This window comes from Neorhizobium sp. PAMB6716 (assembly GCF_058242805.1).
On the sequence record NZ_CM177835.1, the window covers coordinates 1,137,358 to 1,164,328 of the forward strand.

At 60.3% G+C, this 26,971-nt stretch carries 21 protein-coding genes and 2 tRNA genes; 12 read left to right on the forward strand and 11 right to left on the reverse strand.

The window, feature by feature from the left end; genetic code table 11:
- Window positions 1-100: 100 nt before the first annotated feature.
- Both AC4CWH_RS05510 and tig read left to right on the forward strand, forming a co-directional pair.
- Window positions 101-185 (forward strand) — tRNA-Leu (locus AC4CWH_RS05510).
- Between the two features lie 160 nt (window positions 186-345).
- Window positions 346-1,842 (forward strand): trigger factor, encoded by a 1,497-nt coding sequence (tig, locus tag AC4CWH_RS05515; protein ID WP_491321360.1) that lies wholly within the window; start codon window positions 346-348, stop codon window positions 1,840-1,842.
- Window positions 1,843-2,289: 447 nt separating this feature from the next.
- On the opposite strand, the gene AC4CWH_RS05520 is transcribed toward tig, so the two are convergent.
- Complete coding sequence (locus AC4CWH_RS05520) at window positions 2,290-2,556, reverse strand: CrpP-related protein (RefSeq protein WP_491320733.1); 267 nt, start codon at window positions 2,554-2,556, stop codon at window positions 2,290-2,292.
- A 130-nt stretch (window positions 2,557-2,686) separates the two neighbouring features.
- The gene (locus AC4CWH_RS05525; protein WP_491320734.1) at window positions 2,687-3,406 is read right to left on the reverse strand and encodes a Crp/Fnr family transcriptional regulator; all 720 of its coding nucleotides are present in this window, start codon (window positions 3,404-3,406) and stop codon (window positions 2,687-2,689) included.
- Between the two features lie 125 nt (window positions 3,407-3,531).
- Between AC4CWH_RS05525 and AC4CWH_RS05530 the strand changes: the two genes are divergently transcribed.
- Entirely contained in the window at window positions 3,532-3,774 is a 243-nt protein-coding gene (locus AC4CWH_RS05530) for a DUF6894 family protein (protein ID WP_491320735.1), read from the forward strand.
- 85 nt (window positions 3,775-3,859) lie between these two features.
- On the opposite strand, the gene glgB is transcribed toward AC4CWH_RS05530, so the two are convergent.
- From glgB to AC4CWH_RS05550, 4 genes are all read right to left on the reverse strand, one after another.
- Complete coding sequence (gene glgB / locus AC4CWH_RS05535; RefSeq protein WP_491320736.1) at window positions 3,860-6,067, reverse strand: 1,4-alpha-glucan branching protein GlgB; 2,208 nt, start codon at window positions 6,065-6,067, stop codon at window positions 3,860-3,862.
- Complete coding sequence (treS, locus tag AC4CWH_RS05540) at window positions 6,064-9,348, reverse strand: maltose alpha-D-glucosyltransferase (RefSeq protein WP_491320737.1); 3,285 nt, start codon at window positions 9,346-9,348, stop codon at window positions 6,064-6,066. Before treS ends, glgB begins: the two co-directional genes overlap by 4 nt.
- Before the next feature lie 12 nt (window positions 9,349-9,360).
- Window positions 9,361-12,654, reverse strand: a complete 3,294-nt coding sequence (locus AC4CWH_RS05545; RefSeq protein WP_491320738.1) for an alpha-1,4-glucan--maltose-1-phosphate maltosyltransferase — start codon at window positions 12,652-12,654, stop codon at window positions 9,361-9,363.
- Window positions 12,655-12,766: 112 nt separating this feature from the next.
- A complete protein-coding gene (locus tag AC4CWH_RS05550; RefSeq protein WP_491284677.1) occupies window positions 12,767-12,988 on the reverse strand; it encodes a DUF982 domain-containing protein in 222 nt (73 codons plus the stop codon).
- 214 nt (window positions 12,989-13,202) lie between these two features.
- Between AC4CWH_RS05550 and AC4CWH_RS05555 the strand changes: the two genes are divergently transcribed.
- From AC4CWH_RS05555 to AC4CWH_RS05565, 3 genes are all read left to right on the forward strand, one after another.
- On the forward strand, window positions 13,203-13,949 hold the full coding sequence (locus tag AC4CWH_RS05555; protein WP_491320739.1) for a hypothetical protein: 747 nt from the start codon (window positions 13,203-13,205) through the stop codon (window positions 13,947-13,949).
- 129 nt (window positions 13,950-14,078) lie between these two features.
- Window positions 14,079-14,339 carry a DUF6074 family protein gene (locus tag AC4CWH_RS05560; protein WP_491284681.1) on the forward strand — a complete coding sequence of 87 codons (261 nt, stop codon included), beginning with the start codon at window positions 14,079-14,081 and terminating at the stop codon, window positions 14,337-14,339.
- Complete coding sequence (locus AC4CWH_RS05565) at window positions 14,323-14,556, forward strand: hypothetical protein (protein ID WP_491320740.1); 234 nt, start codon at window positions 14,323-14,325, stop codon at window positions 14,554-14,556. The genes AC4CWH_RS05560 and AC4CWH_RS05565 overlap by 17 nt, the downstream gene beginning before the upstream one ends.
- Here the strand turns inward: AC4CWH_RS05565 and AC4CWH_RS05570 are convergent.
- Window positions 14,542-14,617: transfer RNA gene (locus tag AC4CWH_RS05570), tRNA-Lys, on the reverse strand. The two genes, AC4CWH_RS05565 and AC4CWH_RS05570, sit on opposite strands and share 15 nt — an antisense overlap.
- A 341-nt stretch (window positions 14,618-14,958) precedes the next feature.
- Between AC4CWH_RS05570 and AC4CWH_RS05575 the strand changes: the two genes are divergently transcribed.
- On the forward strand, window positions 14,959-15,450 hold the full coding sequence (locus AC4CWH_RS05575; RefSeq protein WP_491320741.1) for a heme-degrading domain-containing protein: 492 nt from the start codon (window positions 14,959-14,961) through the stop codon (window positions 15,448-15,450).
- Between the two features lie 67 nt (window positions 15,451-15,517).
- Here AC4CWH_RS05575 and AC4CWH_RS05580 read toward each other — a convergent pair whose 3' ends face one another.
- Complete coding sequence (locus AC4CWH_RS05580) at window positions 15,518-15,769, reverse strand: GlsB/YeaQ/YmgE family stress response membrane protein (protein WP_491284685.1); 252 nt, start codon at window positions 15,767-15,769, stop codon at window positions 15,518-15,520.
- Between the two features lie 245 nt (window positions 15,770-16,014).
- On the opposite strand from AC4CWH_RS05580, the gene AC4CWH_RS05585 reads away from it, so the two are divergent.
- The 4 genes from AC4CWH_RS05585 to AC4CWH_RS05600 all read left to right on the forward strand — a co-directional run bounded on the left by AC4CWH_RS05585 (window position 16,015) and on the right by AC4CWH_RS05600 (window position 23,023).
- Window positions 16,015-18,567 (forward strand): mechanosensitive ion channel domain-containing protein, encoded by a 2,553-nt coding sequence (locus tag AC4CWH_RS05585; RefSeq protein ID WP_491285282.1) that lies wholly within the window; start codon window positions 16,015-16,017, stop codon window positions 18,565-18,567.
- Between the two features lie 175 nt (window positions 18,568-18,742).
- Window positions 18,743-21,259: a GcvT family protein gene (locus AC4CWH_RS05590; protein ID WP_491320742.1), complete on the forward strand. Its 2,517-nt coding sequence runs from the start codon at window positions 18,743-18,745 to the stop codon at window positions 21,257-21,259.
- Between the two features lie 155 nt (window positions 21,260-21,414).
- Entirely contained in the window at window positions 21,415-22,272 is an 858-nt protein-coding gene (locus AC4CWH_RS05595; protein WP_491320743.1) for a response regulator, read from the forward strand.
- A gap of 208 nt (window positions 22,273-22,480) precedes the next feature.
- The gene (locus AC4CWH_RS05600; protein WP_491320744.1) at window positions 22,481-23,023 is read left to right on the forward strand and encodes a DUF1003 domain-containing protein; all 543 of its coding nucleotides are present in this window, start codon (window positions 22,481-22,483) and stop codon (window positions 23,021-23,023) included.
- Between the two features lie 126 nt (window positions 23,024-23,149).
- Here AC4CWH_RS05600 and AC4CWH_RS05605 read toward each other — a convergent pair whose 3' ends face one another.
- Together AC4CWH_RS05605 and AC4CWH_RS05610 are read right to left on the reverse strand one after the other, a co-directional pair.
- On the reverse strand, window positions 23,150-24,169 hold the full coding sequence (locus AC4CWH_RS05605) for a GlxA family transcriptional regulator (RefSeq protein WP_491284693.1): 1,020 nt from the start codon (window positions 24,167-24,169) through the stop codon (window positions 23,150-23,152).
- Window positions 24,170-24,440: 271 nt separating this feature from the next.
- Entirely contained in the window at window positions 24,441-24,665 is a 225-nt protein-coding gene (locus AC4CWH_RS05610) for a hypothetical protein (RefSeq protein WP_491320745.1), read from the reverse strand.
- A 165-nt stretch (window positions 24,666-24,830) separates the two neighbouring features.
- On the opposite strand from AC4CWH_RS05610, the gene AC4CWH_RS05615 reads away from it, so the two are divergent.
- Window positions 24,831-25,769 (forward strand): LysR family transcriptional regulator, encoded by a 939-nt coding sequence (locus AC4CWH_RS05615; protein ID WP_491285285.1) that lies wholly within the window; start codon window positions 24,831-24,833, stop codon window positions 25,767-25,769.
- A gap of 411 nt (window positions 25,770-26,180) precedes the next feature.
- Here AC4CWH_RS05615 and AC4CWH_RS05620 read toward each other — a convergent pair whose 3' ends face one another.
- Window positions 26,181-26,957: a formyl transferase gene (locus AC4CWH_RS05620; protein WP_491320746.1), complete on the reverse strand. Its 777-nt coding sequence runs from the start codon at window positions 26,955-26,957 to the stop codon at window positions 26,181-26,183.
- Between the last annotated feature and the right edge of the window lie 14 nt (window positions 26,958-26,971).

Genomic DNA, 26,971 nt, shown 5'->3' on the forward strand with positions numbered 1-26,971 from the left:
GCAACTGTCATTTTTCCTTTGCGTGCACAAAAAACGGTTGTTATAGAGACGCGCGCTCCGGAAGGCCTCTGCGCGAGGAATTTCCACGCGGTTTTGGGGCGCGGGTATGGTGAAATTGGTAGACACGCCAGATTTAGGTTCTGGTGCCGCAAGGCGTGGGAGTTCAAGTCTCTCTACCCGCACCAGTTCCGCGGCAGATTCTGCCGCAGGTCTGATCCAGCTGTCGGCCCAGAGCCACAGCGCGCACGAGATTGCATCGAAGCCACGACCGGCGACAGGTTCCGGCGTCGTGCTCACCGAAACCACGGCTGTCTGAGCACCGCCGCATGATATGAAGGTATGACAATGCAGGTTATCGAAACGCTCGCTGAAGGGCTGAAGCGCGAAATCAAGGTCGTTATCCCGGCCAAGGACATGGAACAGCGCATGAACGAGCGCCTGGCGGAAGCCAAGGACAAGGTGCGCATCAATGGTTTCCGTCCCGGCAAGGTTCCGGTCGGCCATCTGAAGAAGATGTACGGCAAGTCGATCATGGCTGAACTCGTCAACGAGATCGTCCGCGACCGTCCGAGCGCCATCCTCTCCGAGCGTGGCGAAAAGTCGGCAACGCAGCCGACCGTTGCCATGACCGAGGACGAGGCGGAAGCCGACAAGATCCTCAACGCCGAAGTCGATTTCGAATTCACGCTCTCCTACGAAGTCATCCCGGCCATCGAACTGAAGCCGACCGCCGGCATCAAGGTCGTGCGCGAAGTGGTTGACGTTCCGGAAGAGGAAGTCAACGAGCAGATCATGAAGATCGCCGAAAGCGCGCGCACCTTTGAAGCCAAGGATGCTGCTGCCGAAACCGGCGACCGCGTAACGATGAACTACCTCGGCAAGGTTGATGGCGTTGCCTTTGATGGCGGCGCTGCTGAAGATGCCGAACTGGTCATCGGTTCCAACCGTTTCATCCCGGGCTTCGAAGACCAGCTGGTCGGCGTCAAGGCTGGCGAAGACAAGGTTATCACCGTCACCTTCCCGTCTGAATATCCGGCAGCAAACCTTGCTGGCAAGGACGCTACTTTCGACATCACCGTCAAGGAAGTGGCCGGTCCTGCAGCGCTTGAACTGAACGACGAACTGGCCACCACGCTTGGCGTCGAATCGCTCGACAAGCTGAAGGAAATCGTTCGCGGCCAGATCGAAGGCCAGTACGGCAACGTCACCCGTCAGAAGGTCAAGCGTCAGATCCTCGACCAGCTCGACGAGATGTACAAGTTCGACACGCCGGAAACCCTTGTTAACGCCGAGTTCGACAACATCTGGCGTCAGATCAACACCGATCTTGCCCAGTCCGGCAAAACCTTTGCCGACGAAGACACGACGGAAGAAGAAGCCCGCGACGAATATCGCAAGCTTGCCGAACGCCGCGTCCGCCTCGGCCTGGTTCTCTCCGAAATCGGCGAAAAGGCCGGCGTCGAAGTGACCGAAGAAGAAATGCAGCGTGCGCTTTACGCTCAGCTGCAGCAGTTCCCCGGCCAGCAGAAGGAAATCCTCGATTTCTTCCGCAACACGCCCGGTGCCTCCGCTTCGCTGCGCGCCCCGATCTTTGAAGAGAAGGTCGTTGACCAGCTGCTCTCGGAAATCGGCGTGACGGACAAGACCGTGACGAAGGAAGAGCTTCTCGCCGAAGACGAAAACGAAGGCGAAGAAAAGGCTGACAAGAAAAAGGCCGCTCCGAAGAAGAAGGCCGCCAAGGCCGAAGCTTCCGAAGCCGATGCCGCTGAAGGCGAAGAAGCCCCGGCACCGAAGAAGAAGGCTGCTCCGAAGAAGAAGGCCGCTGAAGGCGACGCTGAATAATCGTCTCCGGCAGATCCTGCCGATTGCATTGTCAAAAACCCCTGGCGTCACCGCCGGGGGTTTTTGCTTTGGGGCAGGGCCGTCAGGTGAAGGGGTCGTCTCGTCTGGCGGCATGGATGTGCGCCACGCGCAATTGCGCCCTCGGACAATTGCAGCCGGAAGCGGCCCTTGCGGGTATTCTTGACGCTACACAGAGTTTTGAATGAGGGTCTTGTCGATTGAGGCTTGGGTGGGTGACTTGGATGTGGCTTGGCGCCCCATGCCGGCTGATCGCTCGATCTGCGGCCTTTGGCCGGTACAGTCCGCGTCAGCGCCCTTACGAACCTTCGCAGGCGATCACGTCGGCAAGGAGAGGCGGGGATGGTGCATTGCGTGCCGAACGCCGTCCGACAGGTCTTTGGATGTCAGGTTTCCAGCACGGCCGGTGTGAAACGTGTACAGAGTTCGTCAGGCAACCCGGCTGCTGACGGACGAGAAATGCGCGTCGTTGAGAAGGACGCTGTAAAAGCCGGTATCGATCTTGCGCATGGCATCTTCGATGGACCAGCCGAACATCCAGGCGTCACACATCAGTTGCACATCGTCGCGCCCAAGACAGTCAGCGACTGCGGGGGCTGCCATGGGGCGCAGGAAGGGGTTCTCCTGTGCCGTTGCGCCGAGAATGCGGGCTTTTGATCCGCGTTCCTGCCATTCGAGAAGAGACTCAATGTTCATGTCTGCACCTGTTTTCAGCCCGTACCTAGGGCCGCGGCCTCGCTCTAGCAAGGCGTGAAATTGACCAATGCTCATAATTTTTTAACGATGGTATTTGCGAAAAACATTGCCGAATCAGTCAGATGCTGAATCAGCGTGGTTGGCGTTGCAAGCTGAGATAGATCGGGTCGAAGCCGGCAAACCGTTGCAGCCGATCCCAGTCGATAATCGTGATGCGGTCTTTCGACCAAATGAGGAATTCTTCCCCGCGCAGTTCCTGGATGACCCGGTTCATGTGAACGAGTGAAAGGCCCATCACATCGGCCATCTGCGTCTGCGACAAGGGGAAGTGAAAGCTGTTGGCGTTCACCCGCTTCACCACCTGCAGGCGCAGGTAAAGCTCGCAGATGATGTGGGCAAGATGCGCTGCCCGCGTCCTTCTCCCCATGGCAACCAGCCATTGGCGGCTGATGGCGCTCTGCACCAGCGTATCGAGCCACAGGAGGCGCGTCAGGTGGGGTTCCGTTTCCGTCAGTTCCTTCAGGGCCGAATGCTCGGCAATCCCGATGCGGCACGGCGATAACGCCACGATGCCATGGTCCATCGTCTTGACCATAAAGGCATGCAGATCGATGAATTCACCGGGAACGTGCAGGGAGGTCAATTGCCTCTGGCCATCGCCGGTGATGCTGTAACGGGCGGCAAAGCCTTCCAGCAATAGGCAGCTTGTCGTCGGCTGATCGCCTTCCTTGACGATGTCCTCCTGCGCCGCAACCCGCCGATCCCGCGTGAGAAGGCTTCTCAGCTTGGTTTTCTCGCGTTCATCGAGAATATCCCGTTGCTCCAGGTTCAAGAGCAGTGCGTCGATCAAGATCCGTCTCCAGGTGTCGGTGTAGGGCAGGTCAGAGTTCCAACGCCTGAGTGGCCTGTTTGTGCCTTCTGCTGGAACATTATTTGAAGCGACCGATTGTGTCAGTGCAATGCACGGTGGTTATGATGGCCCGCTATCTGTTCGATATACACAATGACGGCTTCAACCATGAGCCGGTGCCGATGGAACTATCCTCGCGAGATGAAGTAGTGCGGGAGGCCGGGCGAATTCTGGCTGACATGGCACGCGACGAGATGCGGGGCGACCGGCACATGTCGATCTTCCTCAACGTGCGCGATGAGACCGGCCGGCCGGTTTTCGTGAGCAGCCTGTCCTTTATGGCGGAATGGCTGGAAAAGGACAGCTGACACAGTGTGGCCAAGCAAAAAGGGGAGGAAGCGTGCGGCTTCCTCCCTTTTTTTCATGTCTTGCTGACCTCTCAGGTCGCCGGCGTCATGGCTGCCAACGCAGGTAGATGGTCGCAAGCGGCGGCAGCGTCAGAAGGATGGATTGCGGCTGGCCATGGGATGGCTGTTCTTCGCTCCAGGCTTCGACATTGCCAAGGTTGGAACCGCCATAAACGCCGGCGTCGGTGTTGAGGACCTCGCTCCATTTGCCAGCCTGCGGCACGCCGACTCGGTAACCTTTCCGCGGCACCGGCGTCATGTTGGAGATCGCAAGCACCGTCGAGCTTCCATCCCGGCTTTTGCGCAGCATGCCGAACACGGAATTTTCCGCGTCGTCCCCGATCACCCACTCAAAACCTTCCGGATGAATGTCGCCGTACTGAAGAGCGGGTTCGTTCGCGTAAAGCCGGTTGAGATCCCCGATCAGGCGCTGCATGCCGGCGTGGTCGGGTCGGTCGAGCAGATCCCAGACGAGCGAGCCGTCGTGGTTCCATTCGATGCTTTGTGCAATCTCACCGCCCATGAACAGCAGCTTCTTGCCGGGATGGGCCCACATGAAACCGTAATAGGCGCGAAGGTTTGCCATTTTCTGCCAGGCATCGCCGGGCATCTTGCCGACAAGCGAGCCCTTGCCGTGTACGACTTCGTCATGCGACAGCGGCAGCATGAAACGTTCGGTATAGGCGTAGACCATGCCGAAGGTCATCATGCCGTGGTGGTATTTCCGGTAGATCGGCTCCTCTTCCATGTAGTGGAGCGTGTCGTTCATCCAGCCCATGTTCCACTTGAAGTCGAAACCAAGACCGCCGTCTTCCACCGGCTTCGTGACGCCCGGCCATGCGGTCGATTCCTCGGCCACCGTGAAGGCGTGGGCGCAGCGCTGGTGGACGATGCTATTTAAATGCTTGAAGAACTCTACCGATTCAAGGTTTTCGCGGCCGCCATGTTTGTTGGGGATCCATTCGCCGGCATTGCGGGAATAATCGCGGTAAAGCATCGAAGCCACCGCATCGACGCGCAGGGCGTCGATGTGGAAATGCTCAAGCCATTCGAGGGCAGAGGCGATGAGGAACCCCTTCACCTCGTTGCGGCCGAGATTATAGATCAGCGTATTCCAGTCCTTGTGGAAACCTTCGCGCGGATCTTCATGCTCGTAGAGCGCGGTTCCATCAAAGCGCGCAAGGCCCCAGACATCGGTCGGGAAATGCGCCGGCACCCAGTCAAGAATAACGCCAATACCGGCTGCATGGCAGCGGTCAATGAAATAGGCAAAATCCTCCGGAGTGCCGTAACGTCCGGTCGGCGCAAACAGGCCAAGTGGCTGGTAACCCCAGGAGCCTCCGAACGGATGCTCCATGATCGGCATCAGCTCGATATGGGTAAAGCCGAGCTTTGCCGCGTAGGGCACCAGCCGCTGGCTGAGTTCCACCCAGTCGAGCGAACGGTTGTTCTCTTCGGCAATCCTGAGCCATGAGCCGAGATGCACCTCGTAGACGGACATGGCGGTTTCGCCGGAACGCACTTGCGTATCCTTGCGCATCCAGTCCTCGTCGGTCCAGCGAAACGGCGTGCTGGAGGCAACGATGGAGGCGGTGGCAGGGGCTGCCTCGCTGGCGCGCGCCACCGGATCTGCCTTCTGCGCCAGCACAGTTCCGTTCTGATCAGCGATCTCGAATTTGTAGCGATCGCCGGGGCCAAGGCGCGGCACAAAGATTTCCCAGATGCCGGCCTGAGGGCGAAGCCGCATCGGGTGGCGCCGCCCGTCCCAGGCGTTGAAATCACCCACCGCCGACACGCGGCGCGCATTGGGCGCCCAGACGGCAAAACGCACGCCGGGTACGCCATCCACGTCCATGGCACGGGCGCCAAGCGTCCGGCCCAGATCGTAATGCGTGCCCTGGCCGATCAGGTGGAGATCGAGATCGCCGAGCAGCAGGTCGAAGGAATAGGGATCTTCCGTCTCCTGCACGGCATCCGGCCAGGTGATGCGGTAGCGATAACGCCCGCCGCTTTCCACGGCGGCCGCAAACACACCCGCCGCATGGACGGTATGCATCCGCGCCAGCACCGCATTGCTGTCGGCAGCGATAATTTCGACATTTTCCGCCCCCGGCAGGAAGGCGCGAATGATGGTCACGCCGTGCGAGGGATGCGGGCCGAGGATGGAGAAGGGATCGCCATGGCGTCCTTCCACCAACGCCGTCAAGGCGTCAGGGGAAATGCCGGTCATGAGTTCGGAGCGTTCGATGTTCATTTCTGTGTCTCCGAGAGCCTTTTAACAATGGCAGAAAAGCCGGATAGCGGGATCGGCAGCCATTTCGGCCGGTTACGGGCTTCGTAGCCGATCTCGTAGGCCGCCTTCTGCAGAAGGTAGAGGTCGAGCATGCGCTGGCGGTCTACCGGATCAACGCGCAGGGCGTCAGACTGTTCGGTCTCTGCAAAATAGGCGTCGAGAAACGACTGCTCTGCCTGATCGGCAAAGGTGCGGATCATGGCAGTTCGTTCCGGGTGGTCCGTTTCCGAAACAGCTTCCGTATCCAGTTCCGCGGTGGCGGCGAGATAACTCAGCGAGCGCAGAAGGCCTGCCACATCCCGGAGCGGAATGGTCTTTGCCCGGCGTTCGGCAAGCGTCTTTGACGGCTCGCCCTCGAAGTCGATGATATAGGCATCGGCTTCGGCCACCAGGATCTGACCCAGGTGGAAATCACCATGGTTGCGGATCATCAGCGCACCCTCGGCCGACTGGGCAAGCTCGCCTGCAATGCGCAGCAGGTCATCGCGGCGGGCAAGAAGCGGCGCCACCATGGCTCTGGTTTCCGCATCCAGATCGCTGTTTGCCTCGCCAAGGATCGACAGGGTGGCTTCGATCTGGCTGACGGCCGCCTTGCGCCACAGCTCGGCATTTTCCGAGAGGGCCGGAAGTGGCTTGAAATCCTCGTTGTCGGTATCTGCGGCAAGCGCCACATGCAGTTCGCCCAATCGCTTGCCGATCGTGCCGGCAAAATCGACCAGCGGCCGCATCAGGTCGCTGACGGCATCCGGATCGTGATCGGAAAGGCCGATATCATCCAGCACACGGCGCAGGTTGCCGAGCATCCAGATCCAGGCATCACCCTGATTGCGCACGGCGCCCTGAACGATCATCAGCGTGAAGCGCTCGCCCTCCGGTGCAGTGCGCACCACCTCGCCCAGAAGCGGTGCAGTGTTCTGGTAACCGACATCCGTCAGGTATCGCGTCATCTCGACTTCCGGGTGGATGCCCGGAAAGATGTGGCGGATGAGCTTCACCATCGCGAGGTCTGCGATGATCAGCGAGCTGTTAGACTGCTCCGCGGACAGCCAGCGCACCGGCACATCCTCGGCAATGCTCATGCCGTCCAGCTGGTGCGTGCCGAGGAATTCCAGCGTTCCGCCGCGGCCGGAGAGGACCGAGCGTTCGCAAAGGCCACGGATCACGCCGCGGGCCATACCCTCCAGAGCAAAGCCATCCGTCAGGAAGCCGACGCGGCGTCCCTGGCGAATACGGGCAAGCGCCAGCTGCTGGGCAAGGGCCGGCGGCAGCGTATCGTCCCAGGCAGCCGTCAGCGGCAGGAGATAGGTTTCCGTGTGATCTTCCAGCTCCACTTCCAGCTCACCGAGCAGAATGTTGTGGGTGATGCCCATCGGGGTCGCGGCAACCAGCGTTGCCTTCTTCATCACCTCGCCCTTGGAGCCGAACCAGCGGCGCTTGTCGAGATAGGCCGGCAGGATCTCGCGCGACAGGGTTTCGGCAAGTTTTGGCGAATCGATCAGCTCCGTGAGGTCGCGGCGCATGACGAGCGTCGCCATGTCCGCCAGCTGTTCCGGCGGTTCCGTGCGCCAGGCCGGGCCATCGGCTTCCGCCACCAGCTGGAACCAGTAGAAGGAGAAGGGTGGCAGCGTCAGCAGATAGGTCAGCTCACCGATCGGTGGGAAGGGCGACATGCCCGTCAGCTCGATCGGTACACGGCCCTTGAACTCGGAGAGATCAAGCTCCACTGCCTGCGGCAGGCGCGAAAGGTTGGCGACGCAGAGCACCGTCTCGCCCTGGTATTCGCGCAAATACGCGAGGATCTTGCGGTTGCCGGGGGTGAGGAAACGCAGCGATCCGCGCCCGAAGGCCGGGTGTTTGCCGCGCAGCGCCAGCATGCGGCGCGTCCAGTTGAGAAGCGAATGGTTGTCGACGCTCTGCGCCTCGACATTCAGTGCCTCAAAGCCATAAAGCGGGTCCATAACCGGCGGCAGCACGAGGCGGGCGGGGTCGGCGCGGGAAAAGCCGCCATTGCGGTCATTGGACCACTGCATGGGCGTGCGAACGCCGTCGCGGTCACCGAGATAGATGTTGTCACCCATGCCGATTTCATCGCCGTAATAGAGAACGGGTGTGCCGGGCATGGAGAGAAGCAGGCCATTCATCAGTTCGACGCGGCGGCGATCTCGCTCCATCAGCGGCGCAAGACGGCGGCGGATGCCGAGATTGATGCGGGCGCGCCGGTCTGAGGCATAGATGCTCCAGAGGTAATCGCGCTCCTCGTCGGTCACCATTTCCAGCGTCAACTCATCATGGTTGCGCAGAAAAATCGCCCACTGGCAGTTTTCGGGGATTTCCGGCGTCTGGCGCATGATGTCGGTGATCGGGAAACGATCTTCCTTGGCAATCGCCATGTACATGCGTGGCATCAGCGGGAAGTGGAACGCCATGTTGCACTCGTCGCCATCGCCGAAATATTCCGACGTATCTTCCGGCCACTGGTTGGCCTCAGCCAGCAGAACCTTGCCGGGATGGCTGGCGTCCAGCGCAGCGCGGATCTTTTTCAGGATGTCGTGCGTCTCGGGCAGGTTCTCGTTGTTCGTGCCTTCGCGCTCGATCAGGTAGGGAATGGCGTCGAGACGGAAACCGTCGATGCCTGTTTCCAGCCAGAAACGCATGACGGACAAAAGCTCGTCCAGCACCTGCGGATTATCAAAATTGAGGTCCGGCTGGTGGGAATAGAAGCGGTGCCAGTAATAGGAGCCGGCAACCGGATCCCAGGTCCAGTTGGACTTTTCCGTATCGAGGAAGATGATGCGCGTTTCCGGAAACTTCTGGTCCGTATCGGACCAGACGTAAAAGTCTCGCTCCGGTGATCCCGCCGGCGCATTGCGCGCGCGCTGGAACCAGGGGTGCTGGTCGGACGTGTGGTTGATGACAAGCTCGATGATGACGCGGATGCCACGGCTATGAGCCGCATCCACAAACGCGCGAAAATCCTCCATCGTGCCGTAGTCGGGGCTGACAGCGCCGTAGTCTGCGATGTCATATCCGTCATCGCGGCGGGGCGAGGGGAAGAAGGGCAAGAGCCAGATGGCTGTCGCACCGAGCGAAGCAATGTGGTCGATCTTCTGGGTTAGGCCTGCGAAATCGCCGATGCCATCGCCGTTTGCATCGAAGAAGGACTTCACATGCAGCTGATAGATGATGGAATCCTTGTACCACAACAGGTCCTGTTCGGCCTGCTGGTTCTGCATCATATCCATAAAAGTCCTCCCTTATCGGACGCGCCAGACGGAAAACGGCATGCCGGGCTCAAGCCGCAGCCTTTGCCATTTTCCCGTCAGCGTGAATTTTTGACCCGTGATCAGGTCGTCCATGTTAAGCGCGCCATGGTCCGGGAGGTTCCATGACCAGAGAGGTATCTCTACATCTGCTTCCTGTGGCTGGTGCGGATCGAGGCTTACCCCGATCAGCAGAACGTTCTCGCGACCCGGGCTCGCCTTCTCGAAAAACATCACGTTGTCGTTGAAGGCGATGAGCTGGCGAAGGCCCAGATGCGAATGAAGCGCGGGGTTTTCCCGACGTATGCGGTTGAGGAGCGTGATCTCGCCCTTGATGTTGCCGGGCCGGTCATAATCCCAGGCGCGGATCTCGTATTTCTCCGAATCCGCATATTCCTTGCGCTTGGCATCGGGGCGGCCCTCGCAAAGCTCAAAGCCGTTATAGACACCCCAGAGGCCCGACAGCGTGGCGGCAAGGGCTGCCCGGATCAGATAGGCGGAGCGTGGCGCGTTCTGCAAAAAGTCCGGGTTGATATCATGCGTGTTGACGAAGAAATGCGGGCGGAAGAATTCGCGCGGCTCTTCCGTCGTCAGCTCGCGCATATAAGTTTCAAGCTCGGACTTCGTGTTGCGCCAGGTGAAGTAGGTGTAGGACTGCGAGAAGCCGACCTTGGCGAGGCGATACATCACCTTCGGCCGGGTAAAAGCTTCCGACAGGAACACCACATCAGGGTGGCGGCCGCGAATATCGGCGATCAGCCACTCCCAGAAGGGAAACGGCTTGGTGTGCGGATTGTCGACGCGAAACAGTTTGACGCCATTGTCGACCCAGAGCTGGACGACATCGCGCAACTCGGTCCAAAGCGATGGCACGGCGTCCTTCGCATAAAAATCGACGTTGACGATGTCCTCGTATTTCTTAGGCGGATTTTCGGCGTAACGCACGGTGCCGTCGGGGCGCCAGTCGAACCAGCCGGGATGTTCCTTCAGCCAGGGGTGATCCGGCGAGGCCTGGATGGCAAGGTCGAGTGCGATTTCCAGGCCATGGTCTGAAGCTGCCGAAACAAGACGGCGGAAATCCTCAAACGTGCCAAGCTCAGGATGGATTGCATCGTGGCCGCCATCGGGCGAACCGATACCGTAGGGGCTGCCGGGATCATTGGGGGCGGCGGTCAGGCTGTTGTTGCGGCCCTTGCGGTTGGTCGAGCCGATCGGGTGGATCGGCGGAAAATAGAGCACGTCAAATCCCATGTCGCGGATGGCGGGCAGCCGGGCAATCACGTCATCGAATGTGCCATGACGGTTGGGATCGCCGCTCTGGGAGCGGGGAAAGATCTGGAACCAGCTGGCAAAAGCTGCTTCGCGGCGTTCTGCATCAACGGGCATGGGAGCCGAGCGCACCCGGTGCGGGCGTCGGTCTGCCTCGGCCATGAGCCGGAATGTGTCGGCGGAGAGAAGCGTCTCTACCTTCTCGGCGGGGCCAAGGGCCTGCAGTCTGTCGTGAAGAGAGGTCAATCGGGTAACGAGATCGCCCGACGCACTTTTTTTCGCCTCCTCGATAAGCGTGATGCCCTCGATGGTTTCCAGCGTCAGATCCAGCCGCGCCTCATGTTTTTTCGAAAGCTCGTAGCGGAAGATGGCAAAGGGATTGCGCCAGCTTTCCACGGCAAATTCGTAGCGTCCCATGCGCCGCAGCGGAAATTCCGCACGCCAGCGGTCGTTCACCACATGGCGCATCGGCGCTTCACTCCACGTTGCTTCGTCGGCGGCGCGGTAGAACAGACTGGCCGAAATCGGGTCATGGCCATCGCCGAACACGTCAGCCTCCACCTCCACGGTGGAGCCCACGACGCGTTTCACCGGAAAACGGCCCTCATCAACGCTCGGGGTGATTTTTTCGATCGCAAGGCGCGGCGAGGCGGCTGCTTCCATCACATCTGGTACGGCGACAACATCGACGATGGCGGGAGAAACGGTGCCCTCGTACAGCCGCAACTCGCCCGGTTTGAGGCGCAGCGGCCCCGTCAGCGCAAGGGGAGAACGGGTGACGGTGTCGGTGAGCGGAAGGAAGGCGGAGGCCGCCTCACGCACGGCGTTGAGGGGGGCAGGAGCCGAGCGTCTGAGGTCTCGGTTGACGACGACAAGCCGCACGCCGGCGGCACTGCGCATATCCTCGGCATCGGGCATCATCAGGCCAATGGCCGGCGTCTGGGTCGCTGCAATCAGCCGCAGCGGACGTCCGCCCGAAACCAGGCGCGCGTCCTTCTGCTGGTCGTTGCGGGCGCGGATATCGGCGGAGAGGTCATAGACACCACCGTCCGCAAGGCCCCGCAGGCCGGTACCATGGCCGTGAGTCGGATCGAGCGGCGCCGTGGCGCCAACCTCAAATCCCATCGGTACCATCAGGCCCTCGGCCAGCGCGCCGGCCAGTTGCAGGGCCTGGCGCGCGCGCCGGATGCGGATTTCGGTGCTGTCCATGCCATGGGCGATGCGCTTGCCAAAGGGCACTTCCGGAAAAGCGATCTGGAACGGGAAGCGGCGATGGATCTCGTATTCCTCAAGAAACCAGCGTTCCTCAAGATCCCACCAGGCAAGCGACGAAAAGCAGCCATCGAAACCGTCTGAGCCGAGATCTGCAAGGTAACGGCGAAATTCGAAGCCGGTGCCCGGCGTCCAGGCGAGGAATTTTGTGTCAGGCTTCAGCATTCTTGCCGAGGTGATGAGGCGTGACCATGCTTCTACAGGCAGATGATCGATACCGAGGCAGCGAAAGCCGGAGATGCCGGCCCCCAGCATCAGTTCGATGCGTGCGTTCCAGCGCGCCACATAATCGTCCAGCATCTGCTCGTCACGGAGCGCCACCGGCCGGCTGCTGGCCGCCAGCGGATGGATACGGGGATCGGCAAGCACACGCTGACCGTCCTCAAGCGGCATTGCCTCGCGATCCACGACCAGATCGAGCATCAGCGCAAGGCCCTCATCCTGTGCGCTTTCAACCAGCAGCCGAAGACCTGCCGCCACATCGTCCCCAAGCCCTAGATCTGGGTCGAGACGGTCGAAATCCGCCGTGATGAAAACGCTGGCGCCTGCCGCGCGAACCCCGAGAGGTGTGCTCAGCACCGTGTCGAAACCAAGGTTTTTGGCATGTGCGAAAAGGGCCTTCCAGGCCTCGATCCCCCTCAATTCAAGCGGATGCACATAATAGATGCGCGGTGCCTTGCCCGTTGGCCCGGACGTGGGCGAAAGCGTGGATGCGGGGGTGGAAATCGAAGATCGGAGCAAAGACATGGGGCCGCCTGACGTGAGGTTTCAAAGGACCTAACGCAGGCATGCCGGCCTTGTTCCCTGTTCCACCCATGGCTCCGCTTGCTCGGATCAGGGAACAAGGCCGGCGCGCACCTCAGTGCAGCTTTGCTTCTTCCACCGCCGCTTCGAAACGCTGACGCGCGGCATCCGGCGCCTCCCGGCCGTCAAGCGCTGCCAGACACGAGAGATGCGCTTTTGCAAAACACATGCCCTTAATGGCTGGCCAGCGGAAATCCATGAAGCGGATGGCCTCATGCGGGCCGGTGATGACCTCGCGGCCAATCCTGACGGGGTTCTGCCAATGTGCTTTTTCCATGTCTTCCTCCCATGGGGTGTGCCTTCGTGTGGAAGGCATGCCGGCTTAACTTCCGGCCGCGGCCCGGGTTCCATCGGCCTCTGCCGTCTGCCTGGCCCATGGCCTTGCCGTTGGGTGGCGCGGGCGTTTGCGGTAAATTTCGTCTTAACGCCGTCATGAAAACTCTTTGGAAACCACCCATGATGATGATGGCCCGCATCAGGATGGGACAGACATGGCAAAAGCAGCATCCAGCCGGCCAAAACGCCGGCGAAAAACAACCAGAAAGACAACGGGCGGTCGCCTGTGGTTCTGGCTCCTGGCGCTCGTCGTGGTGCTCGGCAGTATCGTCGCCTACGATAATTCCAAGGAACTGCGCCGCTTCGTCGCGAGTAACTTTCCAAGCCTGTCGACCCCACCGCCCGCCTCCAGACCGGTTTCCGTCGCGCGTCAGGGCACGGCTTCCTCTCCAGCAAGGCCACAGGCTACGGTGCCGGTGCCGCCGCTTCCCGTCGGGCGTGGGCGTGAGGCGTCAACGGTAGAGGAAGTGCTGGCACGACAGCCCGCTTTGCCGCTAGCCGGTGCTGGCGCCGACAAACAGATGGGCGAGACGCTGGTCGGGCGGGGTTACCGCAACACATTCTATTTCTGCGGCACGTCCGGCCTCGATAATTGCGTCGCCGATGGCGGCGTCTTCTGGTTTCACAAGCAGGAAATCCGGCTGGCCGACGTCGTTGCGCCAAAAACCGAAAATGCCCGCTGCGACAGCGAACGGCAAAAGGGATTTGCCGCCAAGGTCCGGCTCCGCGATCTCCTCAATCAGGGCGGTTTCGATCTGGTCGATTGGCCGAACGCCGATGGAGACGGACGTGGCCGCAAGCTGAGGGTGGTCATGCGCAACGGACAGTCCATCGGCCAGCAGCTGGTGCGCGAAGGTCTTGTGCACGGCGTTTCCGACGCAGCCAAACCCTGGTGCGGATGAAGCCGCCTTTTTGCGCCGAAACTGGAATAGATCGGCCTTCTCACCATCCTGTTTAGGATTTGGGAACCACTTCCAGCGATTGTTCAACCTTAGTGATTTGATTCGATTGCGTGCGTATTAGGAGACATCATGGCGCTTGCACATTTCCCCGCCGATCGACGTAGGGCAGACATCAAGCGTTGTGCGCAGGCACTGCTCGATATCCATGGCGAGGACGCCAATCGCTTCTGGCGCGCCGAGATGGCGGCTCTTGCGAAGGGGCTGATGCAGCAGGGCGCATCGAGCGAAGAAATTTCCCATCAGGCGGCTTTGTTCATGAATGCCGTGCAGATGGAATTGCAGCATCTGTTTGCCGAGGAAGAACAGCAGGCGCTTGACGCTCGCGCCTGAGCGGCGCGCGGCCACTGTCTTTCCCGATGACTTCCAAAAAAGTGGCGTTCGCGCCACTTTTTTTATGCGCCTTAAGAAGGCGCCTCTGCCGCAAATGATTCGAATCGGTGTCGAAGGAAGGCCGGAAAAATCCGGCAAAAGCAATGAAGCAGCCGGGTCCCGTGAGGAACCGCAGCAGCTTCAAAATATCTTTGAAAAAGACTGGTGGGTGATGTAGGGCTCGAACCTACGACCCGCTGATTAAGAGTCAGCTGCTCTACCAACTGAGCTAATCACCCATCCGTGCGGCCCTGCGTTTCAGCGGCGCCGCTGGTGTGAGAGGGCGTATAAAGGGGATGTTTCAGCTTGTCTAGCGCCCTTTCAAAAAAACTTTCGTTTCTTTTCAACAGGCCCTTCCGAGATCGCAGGGTTTTGTTCCAAAGCGCCTGCAAAGCCGGGCTTTTGGCCGGGGAAAATTTTTTACTCCCCAGACGGACGCAATCGATGGCCAGCGCCTGCGGAAGGCAGTCGGTGAAGGTGGGCTAAATCGGGTTGTCGAACTGGTTGCGGGTCGGCTTTATGGGCTATTGTAGCAGTGCGGTTCGCTCCCAACATGGGAGTGACAAGGGGAGGAATGCCGATGGCTATCGAGGACGATATTGCAAAGGTTGGCGAACAGGAGAGGCTGCTGCGGTTTGATCGCTTCGATCTCGCCAGCGCCTGGTCGGTCGGCGAGAATCTGCGCCGGCGTGCCGACGAGCGAGGTCTGGTTTTATCCATCGATATTCGCATCAACGGCATGCAAGCGTTTTTCTCAGCTCTTCCGGAAGCACGGCCGGATTTCGAGCATTGGATCCGCCGCAAGCGCAATCTGGTCGAGCGGTTCCTGCGCTCAAGCTATGGGCTCGGGCTAGAGCTGAAAGCACAGAATGCCACAATGGAAGAAAAGTGGGGGCTTTCAAGCGCCGACTATGCGGCCCACGGCGGCTGCTTTCCCATTTTCGTCAACGGAGTCGGCTGTATCGGCACGGTCACCGTGTCCGGTCTTCCCCAGCGGGACGATCATAATCTGGTGGTCGAGGTGCTCGCCCGTCACCTCGGGATTAATTCGCATTCGATGCAGCTAGCCTGATTTTCTTGAAGGCATAAAAAAACCGGATGCCTTGGCACCCGGTTTTTTGGTTCACCCGTCTTAGGTGTTAGCGCCTGATCATGCGCGCGACGGCAATCAGGATGCAGGCGCCGATAAAGCCTGCGATCAGATAACCGATCCAGCCGCCCAGCACGACGCCGAAGACACTGAGGATGGCGTTGGCGACGATGGCGCCGACGATGCCCAGGATGATGTTCATGAGAACACCCATGTTGCTCTTCATGAACTGCTCTGCCAGCCAGCCGGCAATGCCGCCGATGATGATGGCTGCGATCCAGCCGATACCTGCGTTTTCCATGACCTTACCCTCTCGTTTCATAGGTGTCGGGCCGTCAACGCCGATCCGTGCCGAATGTTCCAGCAGAGGTAAAATCGGTTGAAGCGCCGACATGCCCCGGTTTTACGCAAGGCCGCCGTCTCGGCATGCCTTAGTTCTGCCCCTTCGCCGGTGTCGAAGCGGCAACTCCTTGCGTCAATCCACTTTCCTTCGGGAACAACTGAACTTATGGACTGAAGCTTCACCTGCCTGGGGTTCCCGACGTGATGAAATTGCCTTTCGACCGGTCCATCGGCTTTGTGCGCCTGGCGCTGCTTGTCACAGGTCTCGCTTTGGCCGCGACCAGCCTCAGCGCCGGCTTTTCGCGCGCGCAGGATCCGCAGGCCGCCCCGACATCCTCCGCCCCGGAACCGGCAGCCAATGCCGCTCCGGGCGCTACGCTTCCCGGCAACGATGCTCTGACCGTCGACACCGAGGCGGTTCTTGCCAATGCGCGCAAGTCGCTGGAAACGATAACAGCGCAGACGGCAGACGCCGATGTCGAGGATTTTCGCCTTGCCGAATTCAAGGTACAGGCCGATGATCTCGCCACGCATGTGGACGAGACGATGGTGAAGACCCGCCAGCGGCTGGAGCAGATCCAGACAAGGGTCACCCAGCTTGGCGAACCGCCGCAGGAGGGCCAGCCGCCAGAAGCGCTTGTCGTCACCGAAGAGCGCAAACGGCTGATGACCGAGCGCAACGAGTTGAATGCCGTTTCGGCCGAAGCCGGACAGGTGGTGGCCGCCGCGCGGTCGCTGTCAGCCAAGATCACCGAGCAGCGTCGTCGGCTGTTTTCCGAAAGGCTGCTGAAATATACCGATCTGTCGGCGGCCGTGTTCACTGACGCGGCCCAAGCCTTCACCGCCGAGGTGCGCGCGTTCAACGGCGCCATGTCCGGCTGGATCAGCTTTGCCTGGAAATTCAAGAAGCTGCAGCTTCTGTCGGCGATCTTCCTGTCGATCTGTGCGGCGCTGCTGTTTCTGGCCGGTGGCTACCGGCTGTTCGGGCGGATGATCAACCGCGACCTTTCGGTGGAAAATCCCCCCTATATCACGCGGCTGTCCTTTGCCTTCTGGTCGCTGATCGTGCAGACGGCGTCGCTGACCGCCTTCCTCATTGCCACGTTCTTTTTCCTTGTCAGCTTTAATGTGCTGCGCTCGGATGTGGCGCCGATGATCGCTTCCTTCTTCGGGTTCGTCTGGCTGGTGTTCTTCGTGGCGCGGCTGTGCGGGCTGTTGTTTGCGCCCGAGCATCCGAACTGGCGCCTTGCCCATGTGTCGAACCGCGGAGGGCGATGGCTCTACTGGCTCGTGCTCGGCATGGCCGTTATCAACGGGCTTGATTACGTGCTGAGCGCCATCGGCGAAGCCTTGAATTCGCCGGTGGTGCTGACCATCGTCAAGAGCCTGGTCGCCTCCGTACTGGTCGGCCTGATCCTCATCGGCATGTCGTTCCTGCGCCCGGAACTTGCAGACAGCAAGGACCCGGAGGAAGCGGGGCGGCCCTGGCCGCGCGGCGTTCCGCTCCTGATGCGGGCGATGGGGCTTGGGCTGATCTTTGCCGTGCTCACCGGTTATGTCGGGCTGGCGCGGTTTGCCTCCACGCAGATCGTGCTCACCGGTGCCATGATCGTCACCATGTATATCGGGCTTCTATCGGGCAAGGCTGTCGGCAAGCAGGGCAGTTTTGCCAATACCGTGGTCGGTCGTCATTTTGCCGAGCGCTTCAAGCTCGGTGAAGTGGCGCTGGATCAGATCGGGCTTGCGGCGGGGCTTGGCATCTATGCGGTGGCGCTTCTGTTCGGCGTGCCGCTGATCCTGCTCACCTGGGGTTTTCAGATCCAGGACATCCAGAGCGCCGCCTATCGTCTGTTCACGCAGATCTCCATCGGCAGCATCAATATCTCGCTCATCGGGATCCTCGGCGGCGTGCTGCTGTTCCTGCTGGGGTATCTCGGCACCCATTGGGCGCAGCGCTGGATAGACCGCAATGTCATGGCCCGCAGCCAGGTGGATGCCGGCGTGCGCAATTCGGTCAAGACCGGCATCGGTTACCTCGGCATCGGACTTGCGGCTGTCATCGGCATTTCGGCGGCCGGCATCGATCTTTCGAGCCTTGCGCTGGTTGCCAGTGCGCTCTCCGTCGGTATTGGTTTTGGCCTGCAGAACATCGTGTCCAATTTCGTTTCCGGCCTCATCCTTCTGGTGGAACGGCCGTTCAAGGTGGGTGACCATGTTGTGACGGGCACAACGGAAGGCATCGTCAAGCGCATTTCCGTGCGCGCCACCGAGATCGAAACCTTCCGCAAGCAGTCGATCATCGTGCCGAATTCCGATCTCATCAATGCTGCGGTCGGTAACTGGACGCATCGCAACCGCATTCAGCGCTCGGAAGTGCCTGTTAGCGTCGGGTATGATTCGGATCCGAAGCGTGTCATTGCGTTGCTGCTGGAGCTGGCGCATGCCGTGCCAGAGGTTCTGCGCAATCCCGAGCCGCATGTGGAATTCCTGCGGTTTGGCGCTTCGTCGCTGGATTTCGAACTGCGCTTTCACCTCGCCGACATGAACGATGGCCTGACCGTGCGCAACAATCTGCGTGCCGAGATCCTGAAGCGGTTCCGCGAGGAAGGCATCGAGATGCCCTATCCGCATCAGGATGTGAATATTCGCGGCACCGTGCTGACGCGTCTTGAGCCTTCGGCTCCGAAGCCTCAGGAGAAGGCGTCGCAGACAGACAAGGATGGCGAAGGTGAGGGGGCGTCTCCCGAGCCTGCCTGAACCGTGACCAAGGCGCGTCTGCATTTGGCAGCCGTCAATTTTGCCCTCGTCGCGGCAAGCTTGGCGCATGTCGTAAACAGGCGTTTGGCTGGCGGCTGGTGATTGCATAGTCGGCGCGAAAATTATGCGCGGGTGCCGTTCATCGGGCACCCGTCTGGTCAGAGGGGATGCTCAGATGAAGACACATGCACGGGCGGTCGTGATCGGTGGCGGGGTAGTGGGTGTTTCCACGCTGTACCATCTGGCAAAAAAGGGCTGGAACGATGCCGTGCTCATCGAGCGCAAGGAGCTGACGTCAGGTTCCACCTGGCATGCGGCGGGCCTTCTGCCGCTGTTCAACCTGTCTTATTCGGTCGGCCAGCTGCACAAATATTCGGTGCGCTTCTACGAGGAGCTGCAGGTGGAAACCGGCATGAATGTCGGTTTTTCAAAGGTGTCCAACATCCGTCTCGCGCGCACCAAGGACCGCTGGGACGAGTACATGTATTACGCCGGCATTGCCGAAACCATCGGCGTCAAGGTCAACATGCTGACGCCGGAAGAGGTCAAGGAGATCTGGCCGCTCTGCGAGACCGACGGCATTCTCGGCGCCATCCAGCATCCCGATGACGGTTATATCCAGCCGGCGGATCTGACGCAGGCGCTGGCCAAGGGCGCGCGTGATTTCGGGGCCACCATCTACCGAAACACCACCGTCACCGCCATCGAGCAGCAGCCGGACGGGCTCTGGAAGGTGACGACCGACAAGGGCGAGATCACCGCCGAGCACATCATTTCCTGCACCGGCAACTTTGCCCGCAAGACCGGCGAAATGGTCGGCCTCGACGTGCCGGTCATCCCCGTCGAGCACCAGTATATCGTCACCGAACCGCATCCGGCGATCCTGGAGCGTCGCCGCCAGGGCCTGCCGGAAATGGGCGTTCTGCGCGAATCCGACAGCGCCTGGTATATGCGCGAGGAGGCCGGCGGCCTCATCCTCGGGCCTTACGAGGTCGGCGCGCCCGTCTGTTATGTCGACGGTCCCTCCGCCGAGAGCGAATACGAGCTGTTCCAGGAAGAACTGGACCGCCTGATGCCGCATATCGAAACGGCGATTGCCCGCGTGCCGGCCTTTGGCGAAGTCGGCATCAAGAAGGTTTATAACGGCGCCATCGCCTACACGCCTGATGGTAACCCGATCGTCGGTCCGGCGCCGGGCCTCACCAATTTCTGGCTGAACGAAGGCCATTCCTTCGGCATCACGGCGGCCGGCGGCGCCGGTTGGCAGCTGGCGGAATGGATCGTCGATGGCGAGCCCACCGTCGACATGATGGGCGTCGATCCGCGCCGTTTCGGTCCTTACGCGACGGAAGGTTACCTCATTGCCAAGAACGAGGAAGCCTATGCCAATGTCTTCACCATGCATTATCCGGATGAGGAGCGCTCTGCCGCGCGTCCTTTGAAGGTCACGCCGGTCTATGACCGCCTGAAGAAGATGGGCGGCGTGTTCGGTTCGGTTTATGGCTGGGAGCGCGCCAACTGGTTTGCGCCGGAAGGTTATGAAGTGCCCGCCGATCAGCTCGGCGTCGGTGCCGATGTCCTCACCAGCCACAACCATGCGCCGCCGACGGAAGATGGCCGCATTGTCGAAAAATGGTCGTTCCGCCGCTCGAACTATTTTGAGCATGTCGGCAACGAGGTGAAGAATGTCCACGAGAATGTCGGCGTGCTCGACATGTCGGCCTTCGCCAAAATGGAAGTGTCCGGCCCCGGCGCGCGTGCCTTCCTCGAATCGATTTTCGCAAACGTGATCCCCAAGAAGCGCGGCCGCATCGCGCTTTGCCACATGCCGACACCGGCCGGCGGCGTGAAGGCGGAGTTTACCGTCTATGAGTGGGCGCCGGATCGTTTCTACATGGTGTCTGCCGGTTTCCTCGAAGCCCATGACCACGACCTCTTGCAGCGCCTGGCGCCAAAGGATGGTTCCGTCACCCTGCAGCCGATCACGCAGAAATACGGCGTGCTTGTTCTCGCCGGCCCCAAGTCGCGCCAGTTGCTGAAGAAGCTCACCCGCACCAGCCTCGACAACAAGGATTTCCCCTGGTTGACGGGCAAGAAGATCGCGGTGGGCGTTGCAACGGCCCATGCGCTGCGCGTCAACTTCATCGGCGAACTCGGCTGGGAGCTGCATCACCCGATCGAGATGCAGGCCACCATCTTCGATCAGCTGATGGAAGCCGGCGCCGAGTTTGGCATCAAGCCCTTCGGCATCCGGGCCATGGTGTCGATGGCGGTCGAAAAGTCCTATCGCAACATGGGCCGCGAGCTGTCGATCGAATACAATGCCTACGAGTCTGGCCTTGATCGTTTCATCCGTCCGGAAAAGCAGTTCATCGGCCGCGATACCATGCTGGCTGCACGTGACGCGGGCCTGCGCTCCAACCTCGTCACGCTTATTGTCGAGGGCAATACGGACGTCGATGCTCGTGGCTCGGAAGCGATCTACAACGAGGCCGGCGACCTCGTCGGGCGCGCCACCAGCGGTGCGTACGGTTGGCGTATCGGCAAGTCTGTGGCGCTTGCCATGGTGCGGCCGGACCATGCAGGCGTCGGCACCAAGCTGAAGATCAAGATCCTCGGCACACTGTTTGATGCGGTGGTGGTGCCGGAAAGCCCGTTTGACCCTGATAACGCGGCGATCCGCGCCGGCTGATCGGCGCAATCAAGGATTGATTGACCATGTTTTGAAGGCGGCTCCCTGGGGCCGCCTTTTTCGCTTGATTGTGCTACTTGTCCCCGATTCGCTTAAGGGTTCTGCAAGTCTGCTTTTTTATATTCAATGCATCACGAATATAAAGAAGGCGGATCATGACGTACCTCGGGATTTCCGGAATGCAATACTCTGGCGAACAGTTTCCGGAGGCTCGTATCATCGTGGCGGAAGACTCAAACGTCTTCACCTCCATGATCCGTCAGCGGCTGAAGGAAATCGTTGGTATTGACGCAGAGATCTGCCGCACGCACGAAGATCTGATGATGGCAAACGAGTTGTCGGACGAGCCGGTGACGCTGGCCATTTCCAACATCAACTTGCCGGGCGCCGAAAATGGCGAGGCGCTGGAATACCTGCTCGACCTCAACATCCCCACCATCGTTTTTACCGGCACGTTCCAGGAACAGACGCGCGAAAAGCTGCTGGCCAAGGATATCGTCGACTATATCCTGAAGGACAACGTTTTTGCCGTGGAAATGCTGGTGGAATCGGTCTGCCGCTTCCTCACCAACCACCGCCATCACGTGCTGATCGTCGATGACAGCCCGACGGCGCGCGCGCTCCTGTCAACGCGCCTCAAGCGCTATAATTTCCGGGTGAGCGTTGCCGAAAGCGGCGCCAAGGCCATCGACCTCCTGAAGAAGAACGCCGATATCGGCCTCGTCGTTACCGATTACAACATGCCCGATATCGACGGTTTCGAACTGACGCGCCGCATTCGCTCGGTGCGTGGCTCGCACGAATTGCGCGTCATCGGCGTGTCGTCCTCGACGGATCGGCTGTTGTCGGCGCGTTTCCTGAAGGCCGGCGGCAATGACTTCATGCTGCGCCCCTTCATCGACGAGGAGTTTCATTGCCGCGTCAACCAGAACCTGGACACGCTCTTGCAGATCAAGTCCATGCAGGCCTACCAGCGGCGCGAAGCCTCCGCCAAGGCTGCCGTTCCGGCCTGAATGTCCACCGCCCTTGATCTGCCTGCGCCGCGTTCCGAAAGGGACGCGGCGTTTTTGCTGATGGCCGAAGACCAGCTGGCTGACCTTTGCCCTTCCATTGAGGCGGGGGCGGCATACCGGCAACACTCGGCGTTTTTAGCGGGCAGCGCGCGGACACCCGCAACTTGATCGCGTCGGGCAAGTTCCTCGTCTGAGACGGAGAACCCGGATGCCCAAATCCAATCAAAAGCCCATGACCCCATCAGGTCGCCTTGACCGAAATATTGACACGCTCCTGGAGCGACGTATCCGGGACGAGGCGCAGGCCTCCCTGGAGGACAAGGCCGCAGGCGCCATTACCCGTTTTGCGGGATCGATGACGTTTGTTTATCTCCATGCCCTCGTGTTCGGCGGCTGGATACTTGTGAATATCGGTTTTCTGCCATTCATACCGGCCTTTGATCCCTCGCTTGTGATCCTCGCCATGGTGGCATCGGTGGAAGCCATCTTTATTTCCACCTTCGTGATGATCAGTCAGAACAGAATGGCCAAGGCTGATGACAAGCGGGCAGACCTCAACCTGCAGATTTCGCTTCTGGCGGAACACGAGACCACGCAGATCCTCTCCATTGTCGCGGCGATGGCCGAAAAGCTTGGGATCGTCGTCGAGCAGAAAGAGGAAATCGAGGAATTGCAAAAGGACGTCACGCCGGAAGAGGTGCTCGATACGATGGAACGCGTATCGTCAAAGGATGCGCACGAGACGACGTGACGTTTAAGGCTGCCCGGGAAAGGGCAGGGGCCAAGCGTGACAGGCTGGACCCCTTCTTGATGAGAACCCTGACAGCCTGTCGCGCCGCTGATCGTGGCGACCAGCGGCGGCGTACATCAGCGTGATTTAGGCGACCGCACCCATGCGCAGCGTGCTCATCGTCAGCTTGCGCTCGGCCCGCTCCTGCTGCGGCGAGCGGTTATAGACCTCGCGGTAACACTTGGAAAAATGCGAGGCGGAGACGAAACCGCAGGCAACGGCCACTTCCACCACCGGCATCGAGGATTGCACCAGCAGATGGCGGGCGCGGTCGAGGCGGATTTCCAGGTAATAACGCGCCGGTGAGCGGCCCATTTCCTGGCGGAACAGCCGTTCGATCTGCCGGCGCGACAGGCCGACATCGTCGGCGATCTCGATCAGCGACAGCGGCTCGGCCAAACTGCTTTCCATCAGCTCGATGATCTGCAGCACTTTAGCGTTCTGCACACCAAGGCGTGCACGCAGAGGCAGGCGCTGGCGGTCGTGCGGGTTGCGCACCCGGTCGGTCAACTGCTGCTCGCAGACGCGGTTGACCAGCGTTTCGCCAAAATCCTGGCCGATCAGGTTCAGCATCATGTCGAGCGATGCCGTGCCGCCGGCGCAGGTATAAAGATTGCCGTCGACCTCATAGAGATCGGCATAAACCTCCGCCTGCGGAAAGGCCTCGGCGAAACCCGGCAGGTTTTCCCAGTGAATGGCGCAGCGCTTGCCGTTCAGAAGCCCTGCCTGTGCCAGCACATGGGCGCCCGTACAGAGACTGCCGACGGCCACGCCGCGATTATACGTTTCGCGCAAGAAGGCGTTGACCGACTTGTTGTTGAATTCCTCGACATAAACGCCGGAACAGATCAACACCATGTTCGGGCGCCGTTCGCCGCCGAGATGGCGCCGCTCATCGGCCAGCGAACTGTTGACCTCAAGCGCAATGCCGCTCGAAGAATGCACCTTTTCGCCGTCCGTCGACGCCAGGCGCCATTCATAGGCGGGGTAGCCCAGCATGCGGTTGGCAATGCGCAGCGTTTCCACCGCGGCGGCAAAGGGCAGCATTGTAAAATGGGGAACGAGAAAAAAGACGAGCGTGCGCTTCGTGACCTGAGGCTTGTTCATCGGCGAGGGGGCTCCGTGGCGGATCGACATTCCTCGCGTGAAATTATGGTGCATGAATGTCCTTCATGCGACATTCAAAGTTGTATTCGCGCCCATCTCATAAAACAACAATGCCGCGCTTTACCATTTTTGCGACATGGTGCAATCGCTGCCTTCTGAGGGGCCAACTGGCGCAAATTTGGGCTATTCAACGCCCTTCCAAAGCCGAAATGTAAAACCCGCGTCCGGTGCTCTTCGAACGCGGGTTTTGGTGAATGTCGCAATTTCGCATTCAGCGGCGCTCCGCGGCTGCGGCGTCGCTTGTGGGCCAGCCGATGTCCTTGCGCGCATCGAAGGGCAGCGATTCCAGCAGGCGTTCCGTCTGGCGCCGGGTGCGTGCTGCCTGCCAGGCCGAAACGTGTGGCGCGATCATCTGAACGAGCGATGAGAGGGGGAGGGATGGAAGGCGCCAGCGCCTCTGTGACGGGTGCGTGCGGTGGTCGAGTATCATGGTCATTGTCATTCTCCTTCGTGTCTGCGACTGCCCGGTCGCCGCTGATAGCCATGCGCCGGGTTTATCGATCAATCAAACGAATGAAATTTATATCACTGATCGATTTCTGTGATTTCATGCCGTCTGATGCTGCAAAGATGCGGCATGGTTGACGATCAATCAAACGAAATGATATGGTGCTTAAGTTCAGTTAAATTGAAAGATGGATCGATGAACGCACCCTTTCGCCCTTCGCTGCCGCTGCTCGACAATGATGTGCTGCGCACCTTTGTGGCCATTGCCGAAACGGGGAATTTTTCAACGGCTGCAGAAGCCGTGTTGCGCACGCCGTCTGCCGTATCCATGCAGATCAAGAAACTGGAAGAGCAGTTGCGCACGACGCTGTTCTTGCGCGATGCCCGCTCCGTCAGCCTCACCCAGCATGGCGAGATGCTGCTGTCTTATGCGCGCCGCATGATCGCATTGTCGAACGAGGCGGTGTCGCGTTTCGTCATGCCGGAACTATCCGGCGTGGTGCGGCTGGGTGCTGCCGATGACATTGCCGAACGTCTTTTGCCGGCGATCCTGAAGGATTTCGGCGCCACCTTTCCCGGCATCATGGTTGATGTCACCGTGGACATGAGTTTGCACCTGCGCCGGCGCATGGAGGAGCAGCGGCTGGATCTGGCGCTGATCAACTGCGCGACCAAACCGTTTCCGACGGAGGGCGAGGTGGTTTATCGCGAAAATCTGGTCTGGGCCGGTGCAAAATGCGGCACGGCGCATCTGCGCGATCCCTTGCCCATTTCGATCTGGGAGGATGGCTGCATCTGGCGTCAGGAGGCGATCAGCCGGCTTGAAGCGATGAAGCGGCCCTATCGTATCGCCTATCTCAGCGCCAACACGATGGCGCAGCGTGCCGCCGTTGTCTCCGATCTTGCCATCGCGCCTTTCCCGCGCTCCTACATCACGGAAGACATGACGGTGCTTGGACTGCGGGAGGGATTGCCGGAACTGATCACGTTTGACATTCGGCTCGTGACCGCGCCGAATCTGTCGGTGCCGGGCAAGGCCGTCGCCGAAAGCATTCGGGAAGCCTATAGCGAAATGCAGCGTGCCGCCGCCTGAAGGGCAAGGATGTGCCGGTCCCGAGAAATTGCGCTGACGGGGCGATAGACGGCTTTGAGCGGATCCGGATCGGGTCGGCCGGAAACGCTTGAACGGCCGTCTGCCGCCCGCCATTGGGTCATCAGGCGGTATCCGCCGTCGTTACATCAGTCCCAACACGGTCAGTATGGCCACGACCAGGACGGAAAAGATGGCAAAGCTGGACCGCAGGACCATGCGGCGGCGCTGTTCGACGCCTGTCCAATCATAGTGCATTATGCTGGCTTTCTGCCTCCCGCCTCTCTTTCTTCATGAACAGGCAGGACTTTTTTCGTGGATCGGCATTCCACTGATCCCTTTATTAGAGCATTAATCCTGCGCGAACCTGTTCCCGGCTGCCGCAGATGATGCGGAGCGTGCGAAGGGCAGGGTTTACCAGATGCCGCGTGTCAGTCCGTGGTAAAGATAGGTCCAGATCGGCGGCGGGTAACGCAGGACCGACCGCCCGACCGGCCGGCGCGGCTGCAAATCGCCGCGCAGGGCATCCTCGATGGCGCGGATGGACATCTGCGTGCCGGCGGCCGTCAACAGCAGCGGATAGGTGGAGATCGTGTCCCGCGGCGATGGCGTCGGGCGCACTTCGTAGAGCGTGTCGCCGGTATCGAGGCCGGCATCGACCAGATGCACTGTCGCTCCGAAATTCGACTTGTCCCGTTCCACCAACGCCCAGTATCCGCCCATTTGCCCGCGATAGGTGGGATTGATGCCGGCATGGAAGTTGATGATGGGGCAGGAGATGGCAGCAAGGGTGCCGCGCGACAGGGCACGGCATGAAATGAGAAACACCACATCCGGCTTCATGCGCAGGATTTCCGCCTGCGCCTCACGGCTGTTGAGCGATGAGACATGCGTGGTCTTGATCGAGGCATCGGCGCCTGCCCAGAGCCGGTATTCCTCCAGGATTTCCTCGGTGCGCCGTAGCGCGATCTGTTTGCCGAACCGCGACAGGGCCATGGTTGCAAGCTGCCCGACGGCCGTCAGTCGGCCGAGCCGCCTTGCCCGGCGGCGGAAAATCTCGCGCTTGCTCTCGCTCTCCTCCTGCAGGACCTGTAGTCCCGGAAAGGATCGTGCCAGAACATTGACCATAACCTGCGGATTGAGCCCGCCAGCCGTCATCACCACCACGTTTGCGTCGCGCCTGTCCTGCATCCCCGCCCTGTTCT